The organism is Pedobacter sp. GSP4 (assembly GCF_051857575.1).
Lineage (GTDB): Bacteria > Bacteroidota > Bacteroidia > Sphingobacteriales > Sphingobacteriaceae > Pedobacter.
Window position 1 is genome coordinate 155423 of record NZ_JBPZIR010000004.1, and the last position, 14813, is coordinate 170235.

General features: G+C 44.4%; 15 protein-coding genes. All 15 read left to right on the forward strand.

The window, feature by feature from the left end:
• Nucleotides 1–183: 183 nt before the first annotated feature.
• The 15 genes from ACS5PU_RS11570 (at nt 184) to ACS5PU_RS11640 (ending at nt 14748) form a co-directional block, all read left to right on the forward strand.
• Nucleotides 184–2622 carry a TraG family conjugative transposon ATPase gene (locus ACS5PU_RS11570; protein ID WP_056095063.1) on the forward strand — a complete coding sequence of 813 codons (2439 nt, stop codon included), beginning with the start codon at nt 184–186 and terminating at the stop codon, nt 2620–2622.
• Nucleotides 2623–2633: 11 nt separating this feature from the next.
• Entirely contained in the window at nt 2634–3296 is a 663-nt protein-coding gene (locus ACS5PU_RS11575; protein WP_056095060.1) for a hypothetical protein, read from the forward strand.
• 23 nt (nt 3297–3319) lie between these two features.
• Nucleotides 3320–3949 (forward strand): hypothetical protein, encoded by a 630-nt coding sequence (locus ACS5PU_RS11580; RefSeq protein ID WP_439459344.1) that lies wholly within the window; start codon nt 3320–3322, stop codon nt 3947–3949.
• Nucleotides 3950–3953: 4 nt separating this feature from the next.
• The gene (locus tag ACS5PU_RS11585) at nt 3954–4619 is read left to right on the forward strand and encodes a hypothetical protein (RefSeq protein WP_056095054.1); all 666 of its coding nucleotides are present in this window, start codon (nt 3954–3956) and stop codon (nt 4617–4619) included.
• The gene (locus ACS5PU_RS11590) at nt 4616–5389 is read left to right on the forward strand and encodes a hypothetical protein (protein ID WP_056095051.1); all 774 of its coding nucleotides are present in this window, start codon (nt 4616–4618) and stop codon (nt 5387–5389) included. The genes ACS5PU_RS11585 and ACS5PU_RS11590 overlap by 4 nt, the downstream gene beginning before the upstream one ends.
• A 3-nt stretch (nt 5390–5392) precedes the next feature.
• Entirely contained in the window at nt 5393–6520 is a 1128-nt protein-coding gene (locus ACS5PU_RS11595; protein ID WP_056095048.1) for a hypothetical protein, read from the forward strand.
• Nucleotides 6521–6524: 4 nt separating this feature from the next.
• Complete coding sequence (traK, locus tag ACS5PU_RS11600) at nt 6525–7148, forward strand: conjugative transposon protein TraK (protein ID WP_056095045.1); 624 nt, start codon at nt 6525–6527, stop codon at nt 7146–7148.
• Entirely contained in the window at nt 7145–7531 is a 387-nt protein-coding gene (locus tag ACS5PU_RS11605; protein ID WP_056095041.1) for a hypothetical protein, read from the forward strand. The genes traK and ACS5PU_RS11605 overlap by 4 nt, the downstream gene beginning before the upstream one ends.
• Before the next feature lie 9 nt (nt 7532–7540).
• Nucleotides 7541–8767 (forward strand): conjugative transposon protein TraM, encoded by a 1227-nt coding sequence (traM, locus tag ACS5PU_RS11610; protein ID WP_056095039.1) that lies wholly within the window; start codon nt 7541–7543, stop codon nt 8765–8767.
• Between the two features lie 6 nt (nt 8768–8773).
• Entirely contained in the window at nt 8774–9613 is an 840-nt protein-coding gene (locus ACS5PU_RS11615; RefSeq protein WP_056095036.1) for a DUF4138 domain-containing protein, read from the forward strand.
• Nucleotides 9614–9622: 9 nt separating this feature from the next.
• Nucleotides 9623–11665, forward strand: a complete 2043-nt coding sequence (locus tag ACS5PU_RS11620; RefSeq protein WP_056095033.1) for a type IV secretion system DNA-binding domain-containing protein — start codon at nt 9623–9625, stop codon at nt 11663–11665.
• Nucleotides 11666–11701: 36 nt separating this feature from the next.
• On the forward strand, nt 11702–12124 hold the full coding sequence (locus tag ACS5PU_RS11625; protein ID WP_056095029.1) for a hypothetical protein: 423 nt from the start codon (nt 11702–11704) through the stop codon (nt 12122–12124).
• Nucleotides 12125–12194: 70 nt separating this feature from the next.
• Nucleotides 12195–12731 carry a M23 family metallopeptidase gene (locus ACS5PU_RS11630; RefSeq protein ID WP_197413307.1) on the forward strand — a complete coding sequence of 179 codons (537 nt, stop codon included), beginning with the start codon at nt 12195–12197 and terminating at the stop codon, nt 12729–12731.
• Complete coding sequence (locus tag ACS5PU_RS11635; protein ID WP_439459345.1) at nt 12724–13938, forward strand: ArdC family protein; 1215 nt, start codon at nt 12724–12726, stop codon at nt 13936–13938. The genes ACS5PU_RS11630 and ACS5PU_RS11635 overlap by 8 nt, the downstream gene beginning before the upstream one ends.
• A gap of 9 nt (nt 13939–13947) precedes the next feature.
• Complete coding sequence (locus tag ACS5PU_RS11640; RefSeq protein ID WP_056095020.1) at nt 13948–14748, forward strand: DUF4099 domain-containing protein; 801 nt, start codon at nt 13948–13950, stop codon at nt 14746–14748.
• The last annotated feature ends 65 nt before the right edge of the window (nt 14749–14813 follow it).

The window sequence follows — 14813 nt, forward strand, 5'->3', positions numbered from 1 at the left end:
GTCTTGGGCTGGTCACAGGAGGCCTAGCCGGTGCGCTCCTCAATATGTATATCGGTGGCCTCTTAACCATTCTTTCAATAGCCGGTGGGCTCCTCTACACATATTCCAAGCAGGCATTCGGTCTTCATGATAAGACCAGATCCAGGGAGATATTCATTCATCGTATTTATTTAAGGCGAGGTTATGGGAAAACAGGAATTTAAACTGCCATATGCCGGAATAGAAGAGATAGGCGGACTTTCCGTTCTTTATGGTGAGTCAGGCGATTTTTCAGTAATTCTTTCTATCGAAAATCCGGTGCTTATTTATTCCGCTGATCCGGCAGGCTACCAGGCCTTTCATCTTCTGCTTCTCAATGTGATCAAGATATTGAGTGAAGGGTATATCATTCAGAAACAGGATGTGTTCTCTAAAAGAACTTATCAGGCGAAAGTGCAAAGTGAACCCCTTCAGCAAAAATACGATGAGCATTTTTCAGGGAGGGAATATATTGAGCACTCTAGTTATCTGGTTATAACCCGTCAGGTCAAACGAAGGGCAATGTACGTTTATGACAGGAAAGCCCTTTTGGATTTTGTATCCAATATTGCCAAGGTCTGTGAACTATTGAAAGGAGCATCGGTATCACCAAAAGTACTGCCCCAGGGTGAGATAGAACGCTATATTTCGCGGATGCTTGCCATGGATTTCTCCTCAGACCATTTTTCGCTCAATAACTTAAGGGCCGGGGATACTGAAATAGGTATTGGGAAAAAGGTGATCCGCTGCATGAGCCTGGTCAATATCGATTCCATTGACATGCCTGAATCCATTGGGCCATATTTAATGGCGAACGACGGGAAAGGACTACAGGAATTTCCGATGGACAACCTTTCTTTCCTGTCATCAGTTCCGGGTATTGAAAGTCTTGTTTATAACCAATTAATTGAAATTCCTTCCCAGGGCATTACCCTGAACAAACTGCAGCTGAAACGCAAGCGGCATTCCGGAGTTCCTGATCCAGCCAATCAGATGTGTGTGGAGGATATTGATAAGTTGCTCATAGATGTGGCAAGGGAAAACCAGTTGCTCGTCAATGCGCACTATTCTTTATTGGTCTGCTGCGAACTTCCACTTCTGGATACCAGCTGTAACTTTATTGAAGCTTCCCTATTTCAGCAGGGGATTATCCCCTCCAAGAATGCCTATAACCAGATGGAACTCTTTAGGAGTGCCTTGCCTGGAAATGCAGTGGAACTGAAAAAATACGACTGGTTCCTCACCACTTCGGATGCGGCCCTTTGCCTGTTCTACAAGGAACGGCTGATGCGGGATGAGCCCTCCAAGTTTCTCATGCGCTTTACCGATAGGAGAGGAATCCCTGTAGGCATAGATCCAGCAGATCTTCCTATGGAATCTGGCAGGATTACCAACCGTTCAAAATTTGTTCTGGGCAGCTCTGGTACTGGTAAATCCTTTTTTATGAACAGCCTGCTTGAACAGTATATGCTTTATAATTACGACATCGTGATCGTTGATGTAGGACATTCCTATTCCGGGCTATGCAATTATTTTGGAGGAAAGTATTACACCTATACCGAGGAGAATCCGATCACGATGAATCCCTTTCTTATTTCTGAAGCAGAATATAACATCGAAAAGAAGGATTTCCTCAAAACACTTATCGGACTTCTTTTAAAGGGTGCAGAGGGAAGCGTATCGCAGATTGAGGATACGGTTTTCTCAAATGTACTCTCGGCCTACTATTCAGACTTCTTTTTAGGAGAGGCTGATTATGCGCTGTGTTTTGATTCTTTCTACCATTATTCGATCGTTAAGATTTCGGAGATCAAGGAAAATGAGAAGATCAGTTTCGATCTTGATGAGTACCGTTATGTACTTAAAAAATTCTGTCTTGGCGGAGAGTACGGTAGGCTGCTCAACGAAAGCGCTGATCTCTCAGATTTTACAGAGCGTTTTATTGTCTACGAAATTGATTCAATCAAGGAAAATAGGGTTCTTTTTCCAATCGTGACGCTGGTGATTATGGATTTGGTACTGCAGAAAATGAGGCACCGTACAGGCCAGCGAAAAGCGATGATTTTGGAAGAAGCGTGGAAGGCAATCGCATCTCCGCTAATGGCTAACTACATTCTTTACCTCTATAAAACGATGAGGAAATTCTGGGGAGAGCCAATTGTGGTGACGCAGGAACTGGGCGATATTATCGGAAATGCTGTAATAAAGGATTCCATTCTGGCCAGTTCCGACACCATCTGCCTGCTCGATCAATCCAAGTTCAGGGGGAATTATGCAGAGGTAGCAAAGCTCCTGGCGCTCAGTGAGGTAGAGCAGCGAAAGATATTTACCATCAATGCGCTTGAAAATAAGGCCGGACGCGGGAAATTCAAGGAGGTTTACATTAAGCGCGGAAGTATAGGGGAGGTCTATGGCGTTGAAGTGTCGCTTTTTCAGTATTTAACCTTCACAACCGAAAAACCCGAAAAGACTGCTGTCGAATCTTATGTCAAGCGTTACGGTTCTTATCCTCTGGGACTGGAACATTTCGTTGCCGATATGAAAATGAGCGCAATCTCTCTTCCCGAATTTGTCAAGAAAGTCAATTCATCCATCACAAGTTAAATTCTATTTTTATGCGAAAAATATTCATCTATTTTTTATTTGGAATCTTCGTGCAATCGGCCTCCGCACAAATATACGTTGACCCAACAACCGCTGCGGCCACGGCTGCCCATGCAGGGGTGATGAACAGCGGTCTGTCCCGAACCAGCGACAACCTTACTCTTGTGCAAAGGGCACAGCTCGCGGTAACTGGTCAGCTTGGAATTGTAAATGACCTTCAATCCACTATTTACAGAGGCTTATCTGAGGTTTCAGGAGTAATGAGGTCTCTGCTTTCTGTTAAGGATATTTATGCGATTTCTCAGGATATTGTCATTGATGTGAATAAGGCGATTAATCTAGCCTCTGGTGACCCGGTATTATTGCTGTTTGCCGAAGGAGGTGCTAGGGAGTTCAAAACCCGTTCGATCAACCTTGCTACCGAGGTTAGCTCTTTTGTATTAAAAGACGGGAGGGACGCGCTGATGGATTCCGGTGAACGGGCAAAGCTTCTCAATAGGATCGTCACAGAACTTACCATCCTCCGCGGAGTGGCCTATGGCATGTACCGTACGATGTACTGGGCAAAGCAGCGCGGAATCTTAAATTCCCTAAACCCTTATGCAGGATATATCAATATTGATAAACGCATAGCGGACGATATTATCAGGAATGCCAAGATGCTCAAGCAATGAAAAGCGCAGCATTTTTCACGGCTATGATTTTCATATCAATAGCTGCTCATGCGCAGTTGAATGTCGGGCTTTTGCACCAGCTTGTGGGTAATAGCAAAACAGAACACGGAAAACAGTCTGATGCGAGGGACAGGCAGGCGGGATCCACTGCAAATGAGGAGGCAAACAAAACCCTGATGGTAAGATTAAAGAATAAATACAGGGATATCCAGTCCCGGTTCAAGACTTTGGGACTTGCCATTGATGCGGTGCAGATCGGAATCGAAGCCTATCCATTGATTGCTGATATTACCGAAAGCCAGGGGATGATTTTTGATTTATGCAAGGACGATTCTATACTTTCCGTTCTGGCCATACAGGCAGAGCTGGATATGGGGGATCGGGCACATGCACTGCTGAATTTTTTGTACGGACTTGCTCTTTCTATGCAGGACATCAACCAGATGAAGCAGAGCGACCGCAAAATGCTTTTTTCCCATGTGCTCACTGAACTCCGCCTGATAGCCGGGGCATCCAGAGGACTGGCGGTAACCCTTCAATATTCTTCAAGAAAAAAGGTCTTCAATCAGCTAAACCCTTTCTCAGAATTTATCAATACCGATAAAAAATTGGTAGATGAAATCCTGCGAAAAAAAGATATCCTAAAAAACTGATGTTATGAAATTGCTTATTTTAATTTTTTTAATGCTGATTGGTCATTATTGTAGTAAAGCTCAAAGGCTAGTTTTTGACCGCGGGCATTTTAATATCGTAAATGAAAATGGAGCAGTACGTCTGGCAGCTGAAAATACGTATAACAGTTATTTAAATACGATCAACAACCGCCTTTCGGATATTAATCTCAATCTGGGCGCGGTCGTTATGGTTCAGTCATTAATCCTGTCTTCCTTAAGAGAAGTTGATCAGGGGCTCAAAACAGCAATCGCGGTCAGACAGATCGGCTCACTGGTTGCCGAGATTTCATCGGAAAGTGCCGGGATGATTGATATCGCCAAATCAGATCCCCATCTGCTGCTTTTTGCAGAAGACGTTTCCCGCCAGGTAAAAGATAGGGGGATAAACCTATTTTCAGAAGTCTCTGCTTTTGTATTGAAGGAAGGCGAAAACGTCCTCATGGATTTCGAAAAGCGCGATGCGCTGCTTAAGAAAATTGCCCTAGAGCTCCGCGTCATCCGTGCCCTGGTATTCAGCATGAAAAAATCCATGTACTGGACAAAAATGAATGGAGTCTTCCGTTCGCTTAATCCCTATCAGGGCTTTATCAATCAGGATCTGCGTCTCGGGAGTGATATTTTATTCAAATCAAAACTTTTAAAACCATGAAAAAACCTTTTTTGCTTCTTTTCCTCTGTTTGCTCTCAACGCTCCTCTGGTCACAGAAGAAAATTACCGACAAACACATTACCTACCAGCAGGAACGAATGGTCTTCAAGCAATGGGATGCGGATAAGTTTACGCCCAAACCAGGATTTTTAGGGCTCAACCCTGATTACTGGATTACTTGGGCGCTTCACCCCAATTATCCCAAAACGGATCTAAGACCCCTTGGCCCGCTCGGTCCACAAACGCAACGGCTGATGTTGGCAGCAGCCATGCAGAACACAGATAATCTCTACAAACTGCATGCGGATACCCTTCGCAATACTGCGCTGAGCGAGGCCTCCAATTATTCTTCGGCACTTTCTTTTGCCGATCCCCTTTGGCTAATGTACTATCGCAACGAGTTTGAAGGATTATTAAATCAGGCAGATGCCGATATGCTTGCAGGCCTTTCGCTTGCAGAACAGAAATACATAATATCTGTGGGTCTGTTTGACTGGTACAGGGAGGAAAGCAGTGCACTTCTTGAAAGGCTGGAAATCGCGAGGTCGACTACCTTAGACCGGGGATCAAGGATAATGGCCTACCACAGGATGCTATCTGAATTCAGAAAACTCTCGGCAAGCTGGGAAACCAAGAAATCCAGGGCAAAAACCTATCTCTCTATCCGCTCGTCTGTCCAGAAGTTACGGGCCGGTGAAGTTCAAAGACCAGCATCCCCAAAGAGCGATATCCAGATTGCCAATGATATTCTTAAAAAATCAAAACTATAAGCAATGGATATTTTAAATGTTATAACCGGCACAGCCGGTTTTTTTGTGCAGGCAGTGCCCGATTCGTTCAAGGACACTTTTAATTTTCTTCAGGGCAACGGCGTGTATGAAGAGGGGATGATGCATTTTCTGCATGAGATGAAAAGTACGATCTGGACTCATTATGATGCCTTTATTGCAGATGCGCAGGCACTGGCGGCAATTTTTATGCTCATCTTTTTTGCTATCAAAAGCTATGAAATGATCTCCGGGGATAAACAGCTTGAAATTATGCCGCTGCTCCGTCCTTTCGGTCTGACCATGGTGATTCTATGGTGGAGCATCTTTACCCGGGTCCTTGCGTATCCAACCGATGTTGTAGAACAGAAGACCTCAGCAATGTTCGATGGCAGCCAGGCAGAGATCAATGATCTCAGGCTACAGCGGGCGAAGCTCATGGTAGAGGTTTCTGATCAGCTCTATAAAATTCAGGCCGAGACGCAGACAGCAAAAACAGAAGCGGATACCTGGTATGAAAATGCATGGGAATCTGTTAAGTCTTCGGTAAAGGAAGGGTTTTCCGAAGTCTGGAACCCGATAGTGGAAATGAGAAACCGGCTGGAGGTTGGTCTGCAACTTTTGGCTACCTCTCTTTTGGAAACACTCGCTATATGGATACTCAGGGTCTGCACCTACATTATTTTTATCATTCAGATCATCTTTTCCACGATACTGATTATTTTAGGCCCCTTTTCAGTAGCCGTCTCTATTCTGCCAGCTTTCAGGGATTCCTTTTCGACATGGGTCGCCAGGTTCATCTCGGTAAACCTTTATTCAGGGATTGCATATCTGGTGATGTATGTAGCGTCCCTTTTCCAGCATTATGCACTTGAGGCGGAAATTACCCGTTATCAGGAGCTTGTTGGGACTGGCGGGGCAAGCCTTGAAAAGCTCGGCTGGTTTGCCAGCAATGGAGTTCTCTCCTTTGGAATGGTAATCGTAACCTTTATCATCGGTGCACTAACCATGCTTACCGTGCCGAGCATTTCAACATGGATAGTATCCACATCGGGTGTATCTTCTGCCGCAAGTTCTATGGGAAGAGGTGCATCAAGCATGACCAGGGTTGCTGGACAGATAATGGGAGGATAGAGAGATGATGATAAAAAGTATCGAATCCAAAATCCGTCTAGCCACATTCCTTTCGCTGGGAAGTTTTTTGCTCTGTCTATCGGTAGTCGCTGTTGTTTCTTTTTTTGCCTATGGATATGTTAGGGATTCTCGTAAAAGTATTTATATTCTTGACCCCTCGGGAACACCAATCCTGGCAAAACAGACCGATGTGCAGCTAAACAGAGCAGCAGAATATCGCGCACATATTGCAAAATTCCATTCTCTTTTCTTTTCGCTGGTACCAGATGATAAGTTCATAGAATATCAGATGAAACAGGCCATGTACCTTATTGATGAAAGTGGTGCCCTTCAGTATAATAATCTGAAGGAAAAAGGTTTTTTCACCTCTATTCTCTCCTCCTCTGCTGTACTCACGCTCCGAACCGATTCTATTTTTTTAGATGAAAAAAGAATGTATTTCCGGTATTATGGTACACAGAAAATAGACAGGAGAAGTTCAAGCGTCACCCGCTCGCTTATCACGGAGGGAAGCCTGGTCGATCTTGAAACAAGATCTGATAATAATCCCCACGCGGTGTTAATTACCAGATGGAAGACATTAGAGAACAGGGATATTTCAACTATAGATAAAAATGCATTCCAATGAAAAAGACAACTGTGTTTTCAGAACTCAGAAATGAGTTCTCTGATCTGATCGAACGCCTCCTGGCCTCCATATCAGGTTTTTTCAAAAAATATCCGAAGGTTATCTTCTCATCTATGGTGCTGCTACTAGGCAGTTCCTTTCTCTTGTGCTTTACGCTGCTGAGAATGGATTCAAAAAAAGCCCCTTTAGAAAAAAAAGCACTGCTAAAAGTTGAGAGTGGGCTTAGCGAAATAGGAACAACTGTAAGTAAGCTTAAAAGAACTCTGGAAATTAGGGAAGCGCTGAAAGTTTTATTGGCCAAGGAAACGCTAAATAGCCAGGACAGCCTGCTCATGGTCAGTATGGTAGCCGAGCTTGAGCGTGCCGGCCACACGAAGAATTAATTAAATTATATGAAAAAAATAGATTTAAAAAAGCCCAGGTACGCTCTTCCCATAATCTGTCTGCCTTTTCTTTTTCTCTTCTTTTATGTCTATAAAAGCAGTTTTGGAAAAGAAGGTAAAATAGTCCTGGGAAGAGATTCGCTACAGACCAACGTGGCAAATGTTTCCGAGCAGGTGAGGAACCAGGAGCTTTCGGGAAAGCTGGATGCCTTTAGAAATAAATTCAAGCAGGCCGATGGATACACTGCTGTTGGTAGTATTGGTGAAGAAAACCAACAGCTGGCAGAGATAAGCTCATCCTACAATTTGAGGGAAAAGCATATGCTAGATTCCATTGACCAGGTAATGAAGGCAAAATATGGTCTGCCAGGCAGACCGGAAAATGTAAACCATGGATATTCTGCGGCAGGACAGAGCTTTGTAAAGTCGCGGAACCCTTCCAGAACTGAGCAGGACATCGCACTCGCCTCGGCACTGTCGAAGATAAAAATGCAGGAGAACAGGGTAACTAAGGAGGTTGATAACTCTAAAAACCCATCCGATCCCATGCAGCTTTTTCGGGCACAGATGGCTCTTGTCGACAGTATGGGGAAAGCTAATGATCCCGCTGTAAAGGAGAATATTGAAAAAGAACGGGCTCTGAAACTGGCCGAAGCAGAAGCCAAAAGCAAGAAGATCATTCCGGTCAAAAGATCGCATGGATTTTCGGCTGGCTTCAATACCATACTTTCCGGAGATGTCGAACGCCCTATTTCTGCGATCATTGATCAGGATGTTACAGGCTTTTCCGGATCGCGCCTGCGTATAAGGCTGACTGATGATATCATGGCCGGCAAGTTTATGATCCCTAAAGGCACCTACCTCTATGCAACTATTTCAGGCTTCTCTGCCCAAAGGGTTTCCTTGGTGATCTCATCGGTATTCCATGGCGGGGAAATTCTGCCGGTAAATCTTCAGGTTTATGACAACGACGGAATGGCCGGTATTTATGTTCCATCTTCCGCCTTTCGCGAATTTACCAGGGACATGAGCAGTTCAAGCACGCAAGGGATTACCATACAGCAGATGGCAGAAAACAACAATCAACTCGTTATGGGGGTGCTTTCCAAGATGTTCCAGTCTACAACAACAGCGGTAAACAAGTTGATCCGGTCCAATAAGGTCAAGGTCAGATACAATACCCAGGTTTATCTCATTGATCCCAATGAGCTTAAAAGAAAACAACAATCTTATTAGAATTTCATGAAAAAAATATTGTTCCTAGCTCAAATTTTCCTGAGCTCACTGGCCCTTTATGCGCAAGTGCCACACTCAGTTACCGTTGCCGATATTCCGGTAATCGGAATATCGGGTTCAGTTTCTATCCACTTCATCTCGCCAGAGAAAATTTCCTATGTAGACCTATCCAGCAGTTCGCTGATTGGTGACCTTCCGGAAAAGAACATTCTCAGGATCAAGGCGATTCCAGACTCTGTTGCCGCTCTTTTCTCCAGCGGCGATGCTGGCCTGGTTACCATTGTCGGAGAAACCTTTATTGCACAATACAGACTCTCCTTTTTATCGCCTGCTAGTCCCGAGCTGGTTTCCACACAAATCGATATCCTGCCAACCTATATGAGATCCATTGATATTTCGGGGATAGGATTATCACAGAACGAAATGAAGAGCAATGCGCTTTCCCTGCTAAAGCGCAGAGGGGATTCCCGAATTAAAAAAGAATCAGCTTTCGGGATATCACTGGTGGTAAACCGGGTTTATACCCTTGGCGATTGCATCCTTCTTGACCTGAGCTTCCATAACTCGACAAATCTCACCTTTGATGTCGACGAGCTCAGGTTTAAGATAGCGGACAGAAAGATCAATAAATCTACCAATGTCCAGTCCATAGAATTAAAGCCGGTTTTTCAGCTTTATCCCTTTGAAAGATTTTCGAAATCCTATCGTAATATTTATTTCATTAAAAAAACCACCTTTCCCGGTGACAAGGAATTCAGTATTGAATTATCGGAAAAGCAGATTTCCGGAAGAAATCTTCGCGCTTCATTAAGTTACTCCGATATCCTAAACGCCGACACCTTTTAATGTTTCATTATGGAAGAAAGCAAGGAACAACAGAGCCTGCACCGCTTCCTTCAGTTTGCCATTTATCTAGCCCTTTTGCTAGATGTGCTCATGTTTGTCTATGCAACTAAGCTGTTAACTGATTTAGGTGCAGAGAAAATCGGGCTCGCCAGGTTTCTAGTGCGCATGTCACGGATTATTATTTACCAGCACCCGCTCTATAGCCGGTTTTTCTCGTTGTTGCTTATCTCGCTGGTTTCAATCGGGACACTGAGCAAAAAAGAAAAAGATCTTGATGCTAAAACAGCGATCATTTATCCGCTCGTGTTGGGATTAGTCTTAATGGCGGCCAGTATCTTTTTTTTTGGTGAAAAGGGGACTGCGGTTTTTTATCTGACCAGCTGGCAGGATATCGGGTATATCTTTTTATTGTTGATAGGTACGATCCTGGTGCACCTAGCGATGGATAATGTTTCCAAGATTATCAGCTCTTCTTTAGGTAAGGATAAGTGGAATACCGAAGAAGAATCCTTTATGCAGGCAAGAAAGCCTGTAAACGGACCATTTGCAGTTACCATCCCCTCACTTTTTTATTACCGCAAGAAAGTACATTCGGGCTTCATTAACATAGAGAACATCTTTCGCGGAACGCTTTTGATCGGGACCCCGGGCTCGGGCAAGAGTTTTGGCATTGTTATGCCCTTTATCCGGCAGCTTATCTTTAAGGAATTCTGTATCTGCTGTTATGACTTTAAGTTTCCCGACCTGGGTCAGATCGCCTATTACCATTATCTGCTGGGTAAAAAGCAGGGCAGGCTCTCAGGCTTTGATTTTCATGTCATCAACTTAACCCAGGTAGAGCGAAGCAGGAGGATAAATGTATTAAGACCAGATTACATAGTAACGCTCGCCGATGCTGGCGAAACAGCGGAAGCCCTGGTTGAAGCCTTGAAAAAAGGGGATAAATCCGGTGGTAGCGATCAGTTCTTTACCCAGAGTGCGGTAAATTTTCTTTCTTCCTGCATTTATTTCTTTTCTCAGTACCAGGGAGGGAAGTATTCTACTTTTCCGCACGTACTTTCATTTTTGAACTGCAGTTATGAGCAGATTTTTTCGGTGCTATTTTCCAATCCTGAGCTTGGGAGCTTACTTTCTCCATTTGCCACTGCATGGCAGGCTAAAGCTTTCAACCAGCTAGAGGGGCAGATAGGAACGCTAAAGGTATTCATCTCCCGCTTAGCTACTAAAGAGACGTTCTGGGTTTTTTCCGCGGATGATTTCAACTTAAAGATTTCATCCCGGGCGGAGCCCTCTATATTAGTCCTTGCCAATGACCCCAATACACAGAATATCAATTCCGCCTGCTATTCTGTGGTGCTCAACAGGCTGACCAGGCTTATCAACTCTAAAGGAAACCGGCCCTCGGCCTTGATTATCGATGAGCTGCCAACCTTATTTGTGCACCGCATTGAAAATCTAATTGCCACTGCCAGATCAAATAAGGTAGCGGTTCTCATGGGACTCCAGGAGCTTCCACAGTTTCAGCAGCAATATGGAAAGGATACCGCAACCACCATTACCTCGGTAGTAGGGAATGTACTTTCTGGCTCGGTAAGGAACAAGGAAACGCTCGAATGGCTGGAGCGGCTTTTTGGGAAAGTTAAGCAACAGTCAGAGAGCTTGTCCATTGATAGAACCAAGACATCGGTGTCGCTCTCGGAAAAACTAGAATCGCTGATTCCTGCAGGTAAGATCGCATCATTGAAGGCCGGAGAGCTCGTTGGTATGCTTGCAGCGGATGCGGTAGAAGAATATACCGGAAAATTTGATACCTCGGCGATCAACTGCAGGGTGAATCTTGATATGGAGGCATTAGCTACAGAGGAAAAAGCTTACCCTGATATGCCGTTGTATTATGATTTCGCAGGAAAAAAGGATGAGATTCTCCGTAAAAACTTCATGCGCATAAATGATGAAATACAGGTATTGGTTAAAAAATTCAGAACCGAGGCTGCCGTCCCAAAAAATGGGGAAAGTCCCAAAGCCTCCATGGCAGGCGGAATGAAGAGATAAACAAACTATTTTTTTTCAATCTTAAAATCAATTTTTATGGAAGAATTAACCGGCCGGCTTGTGGTGGTACATCCCCAGCTGACAACAGATCCTGTTTCCAGACAGGGTCAGATAGGTGTAATTGCAATAGCGGATCTTCAAAAAGATAACATTAGCGTCGGCTTTGGTGGTGGCCCACTTGGCAGGTATTCCTCAGATGCCCTCCTTGTGCTAAAGGATAAAAGGGAGCTTTATCAGGATATTATGACTGGGGTAAAGGATATGGATGCCGGTACTTTTAAAGACTTGCTCGATATTAATATGAAACAGGAGTATTCAGATTATGGTCACATCTCTGCTGCGATGAAGATTGCTGTCGAAAATCCAGAGGTGATGAAAAGGAGCATGATTTCCCTGGAGGACTATATTTCACGAAATCACAATATAAATGTCAGCGAAGCGGTTTCTTTTGAGCGTTAGGCTTTTGGCAGGCGTACTTCTCATTTTTGTTTGCTCTTCTCTATCCTGCTACTCCCAAATCTCCTTGCCTTTGAATTCAATAAAGGTAAATAGCGCTTTTGGTAAAAGGATACATCCTATTACCCATTTTGCGGATTTCCATCGTGGCATTGATCTTCACGCAAGAAATGAGCCTGTATTTTCTTTTCTTACCGGAAAGGTATCCGGCGTAGGCTTTAATCCAATTCTGGGAAAATTTATAAGGATTGATCATTCAGGCCTTGAAAGCATATATGGCCACCTCTCCATTATTCTGGTTCGAAAGGGCGAGGAAGTCCGTTCTGGGGAAGTTATAGCGGTTACGGGATCTACCGGTAGGGTGACTGGCGAACACCTGCACTTTAGTTTGCGCATCGGGGGAGTCTACATCGATCCTGTAAACTTTATTCTTCGCTACTATAAAGTAGCCAAAATTAATCAAATAAATTTTATGGAAAATTCAGCCTATTTGACCCTAAGGCAAAAACTGGAACTACTCGCCATGGTAGAGGAAGTGGAACTGAATCAGGACGAGGCCTGGGTTTACGGAATTGGTTTTGCGGATACGGAGGAAGAGCAAGATGGATAAAAAAGATGTTCATAAACCCCTGCACGTTCAGGTTGCCGAGAAAGTAATTGAGGCACTCCGCGCCGGAACCGCACCCTGGCAGATTCCATGGGATTCAGCGGGCATGCCTCTTCTAATGCCTTACAATTTTCAGAGCGGCAATAGATATAAGGGAATCAATGCCCTATCACTTTTGATGGCAGGTAGGGAAGATCCAAGATGGATGACCTACAGGCAGGCAGAGGAAAGCGGAATGCAGGTGAGAAAGGGAGAGAAATCCATGCTCATCCAGTTCGTTAAAACAAGTGATGAGCGAACCAGGCGCGACGCTTCAGGAAAGGTTATGCATGATGAGCTCGGAAAGCCCATAAAGGAAACAAGGGAACTTCCCCATGCCATTGTTCGCAATGCTTACGTGTTTAATGCCGCGCAGATCGAGGGCATGCCCAAACTGGAAAGAGAAAAGCCAGGCACCAAGTGGGCACCGGTTGAGCGGGCAGAGAATCTCATTGCCTCCTCAGGCGCAGTAATTTTTCACCAATATTCCGCAAATGCCTTTTATGACCCAAAAAGGGATGCTATTACGCTTCCCTACAAGGACTGGTTTTCTGAAAGCCACAAATATTATGCTACACTGCTCCACGAACTGGGACACTGGACGGGGCATCCAGACCAGTTGAACCGAGACATGGGTAAAGGCTTTGGGGATGCGAGCTATGCCAGGGAGGAGCTCAGGGCAGAAATCGCTTCGATGCTTATTGGACAGGAACTTGGTATAGGCCATGACCCGGGACAGCATTATGCCTATGTGGAAAGCTGGATATCGATTCTGGAGAACAATCCTTTTGAGATCTTTTCTGCTTCCATGGATGCCGAGCGTATTCTTGGCTATATCATGGATATAGAAAGAAAGCAGGAGATTACCAATGAAAAGGTTTCCCTGAATGCGATGCAGCCTGCTCCCGGAAAAGCTTCTGGGTATCTCACCACGGGAGATAAGATTCCATATAACGGATCGGTCTATGAGGTTCTAGGCCATTTAAAACAGGGAAGGCTGAAGATGCATGAAAGCCTGAACGGCAATGCATTTACATTGGGCCGGGAAGATAAACTCTACGCAGCGCTTTTATATCTCAAACGCGAAATGGGTGCTGAGTTTCAAAATGATAAGCACACTAACCAGATTGGCGAAGCTGTGAACCAATCACATCTTGATTTAAACAGATAAAACGAATTTATGAAAAATATAATTATCGAGGAGGCCCTGCCCGTTGCAGAGCTATCCAGGCTAGGGCTATACGACGGGACCAGGTACTTATTGGACGACACAGACATTGCTGCACTTCTTTCGGGCAGGAGAACTTCTTTAGTGAACCTAAAGAATCTGGTCAGCGAGGCTTTTGCTATTGATAGCCTGGATGCTAAGCTATCCTTAAACCTGGATGAAGATAGTCTCCACGAGATAAAATTGCATCCTATTTACAAGGAGCCGAAACTGTCTCCGGATTTATTGGATGTTGAAGCTGATGCGCTGGTCGCAGGAGAGGTTAAGAATATTGCAAAACCCATTAATTTTCCTGATGGCACGAATAGGACTATCGTATTTGAATATGATAGTGAAACCAGGGAGTTCATTTCCTATGATCCAAAAGGGGTAGAGGTTCCATTTCAGATCAACGGAGAGAAACTAGATGTAAAGAAAAGTAAGGATTTTGCCCTAGGACGCATTGTGCAGCTAATCGATGGGACGATGATTCAACATAGGGCCAGTGAGCCCAAGGGGATCGTAGCCAGCCGTACAGCACTTATCTTAACTTTTTTGAAAGACGGTAAAGCCGCGGGTTTTTTATTAAAAGATCTCGCTCCCATAATGGATTCAAGTATTCATCAGACTCCCTTTTCACTAGGCTTTGAATCAGCATTCCTGGAATTGAAAAAAAACGATGGCGCAATTTCAGACGAGATGTTGCAGCAGAGAGAACTCGATGAGTTCAAAAACGAGTATAGCCGCGGCTATAGTCATGGCATATCTAGATAAATATGGACAGAGAATGGGTTATGTGCGATGGTTTCGCATACCTGATTCCTTACGGGCTGCCAGAG

Coding starts and splice junctions, on each gene's coding strand:
- ACS5PU_RS11585 (WP_056095054.1), top strand. CDS start 3,954: ATGAAATTGCTTATTTTAATTTTTTTAATGCTGATTGGTCATTATTGT.
- ACS5PU_RS11605 (WP_056095041.1), top strand. CDS start 7,145: ATGAAAAAGACAACTGTGTTTTCAGAACTCAGAAATGAGTTCTCTGAT.
- ACS5PU_RS11615 (WP_056095036.1), top strand. CDS start 8,774: ATGAAAAAAATATTGTTCCTAGCTCAAATTTTCCTGAGCTCACTGGCC.
- ACS5PU_RS11570 (WP_056095063.1), top strand. CDS start 184: ATGGGAAAACAGGAATTTAAACTGCCATATGCCGGAATAGAAGAGATA.
- ACS5PU_RS11635 (WP_439459345.1), top strand. CDS start 12,724: ATGGATAAAAAAGATGTTCATAAACCCCTGCACGTTCAGGTTGCCGAG.
- ACS5PU_RS11575 (WP_056095060.1), top strand. CDS start 2,634: ATGCGAAAAATATTCATCTATTTTTTATTTGGAATCTTCGTGCAATCG.
- ACS5PU_RS11595 (WP_056095048.1), top strand. CDS start 5,393: ATGGATATTTTAAATGTTATAACCGGCACAGCCGGTTTTTTTGTGCAG.
- ACS5PU_RS11640 (WP_056095020.1), top strand. CDS start 13,948: ATGAAAAATATAATTATCGAGGAGGCCCTGCCCGTTGCAGAGCTATCC.
- ACS5PU_RS11580 (WP_439459344.1), top strand. CDS start 3,320: ATGATTTTCATATCAATAGCTGCTCATGCGCAGTTGAATGTCGGGCTT.
- traM (WP_056095039.1), top strand. CDS start 7,541: ATGAAAAAAATAGATTTAAAAAAGCCCAGGTACGCTCTTCCCATAATC.
- ACS5PU_RS11590 (WP_056095051.1), top strand. CDS start 4,616: ATGAAAAAACCTTTTTTGCTTCTTTTCCTCTGTTTGCTCTCAACGCTC.
- traK (WP_056095045.1), top strand. CDS start 6,525: ATGATGATAAAAAGTATCGAATCCAAAATCCGTCTAGCCACATTCCTT.
- ACS5PU_RS11620 (WP_056095033.1), top strand. CDS start 9,623: ATGGAAGAAAGCAAGGAACAACAGAGCCTGCACCGCTTCCTTCAGTTT.
- ACS5PU_RS11625 (WP_056095029.1), top strand. CDS start 11,702: ATGGAAGAATTAACCGGCCGGCTTGTGGTGGTACATCCCCAGCTGACA.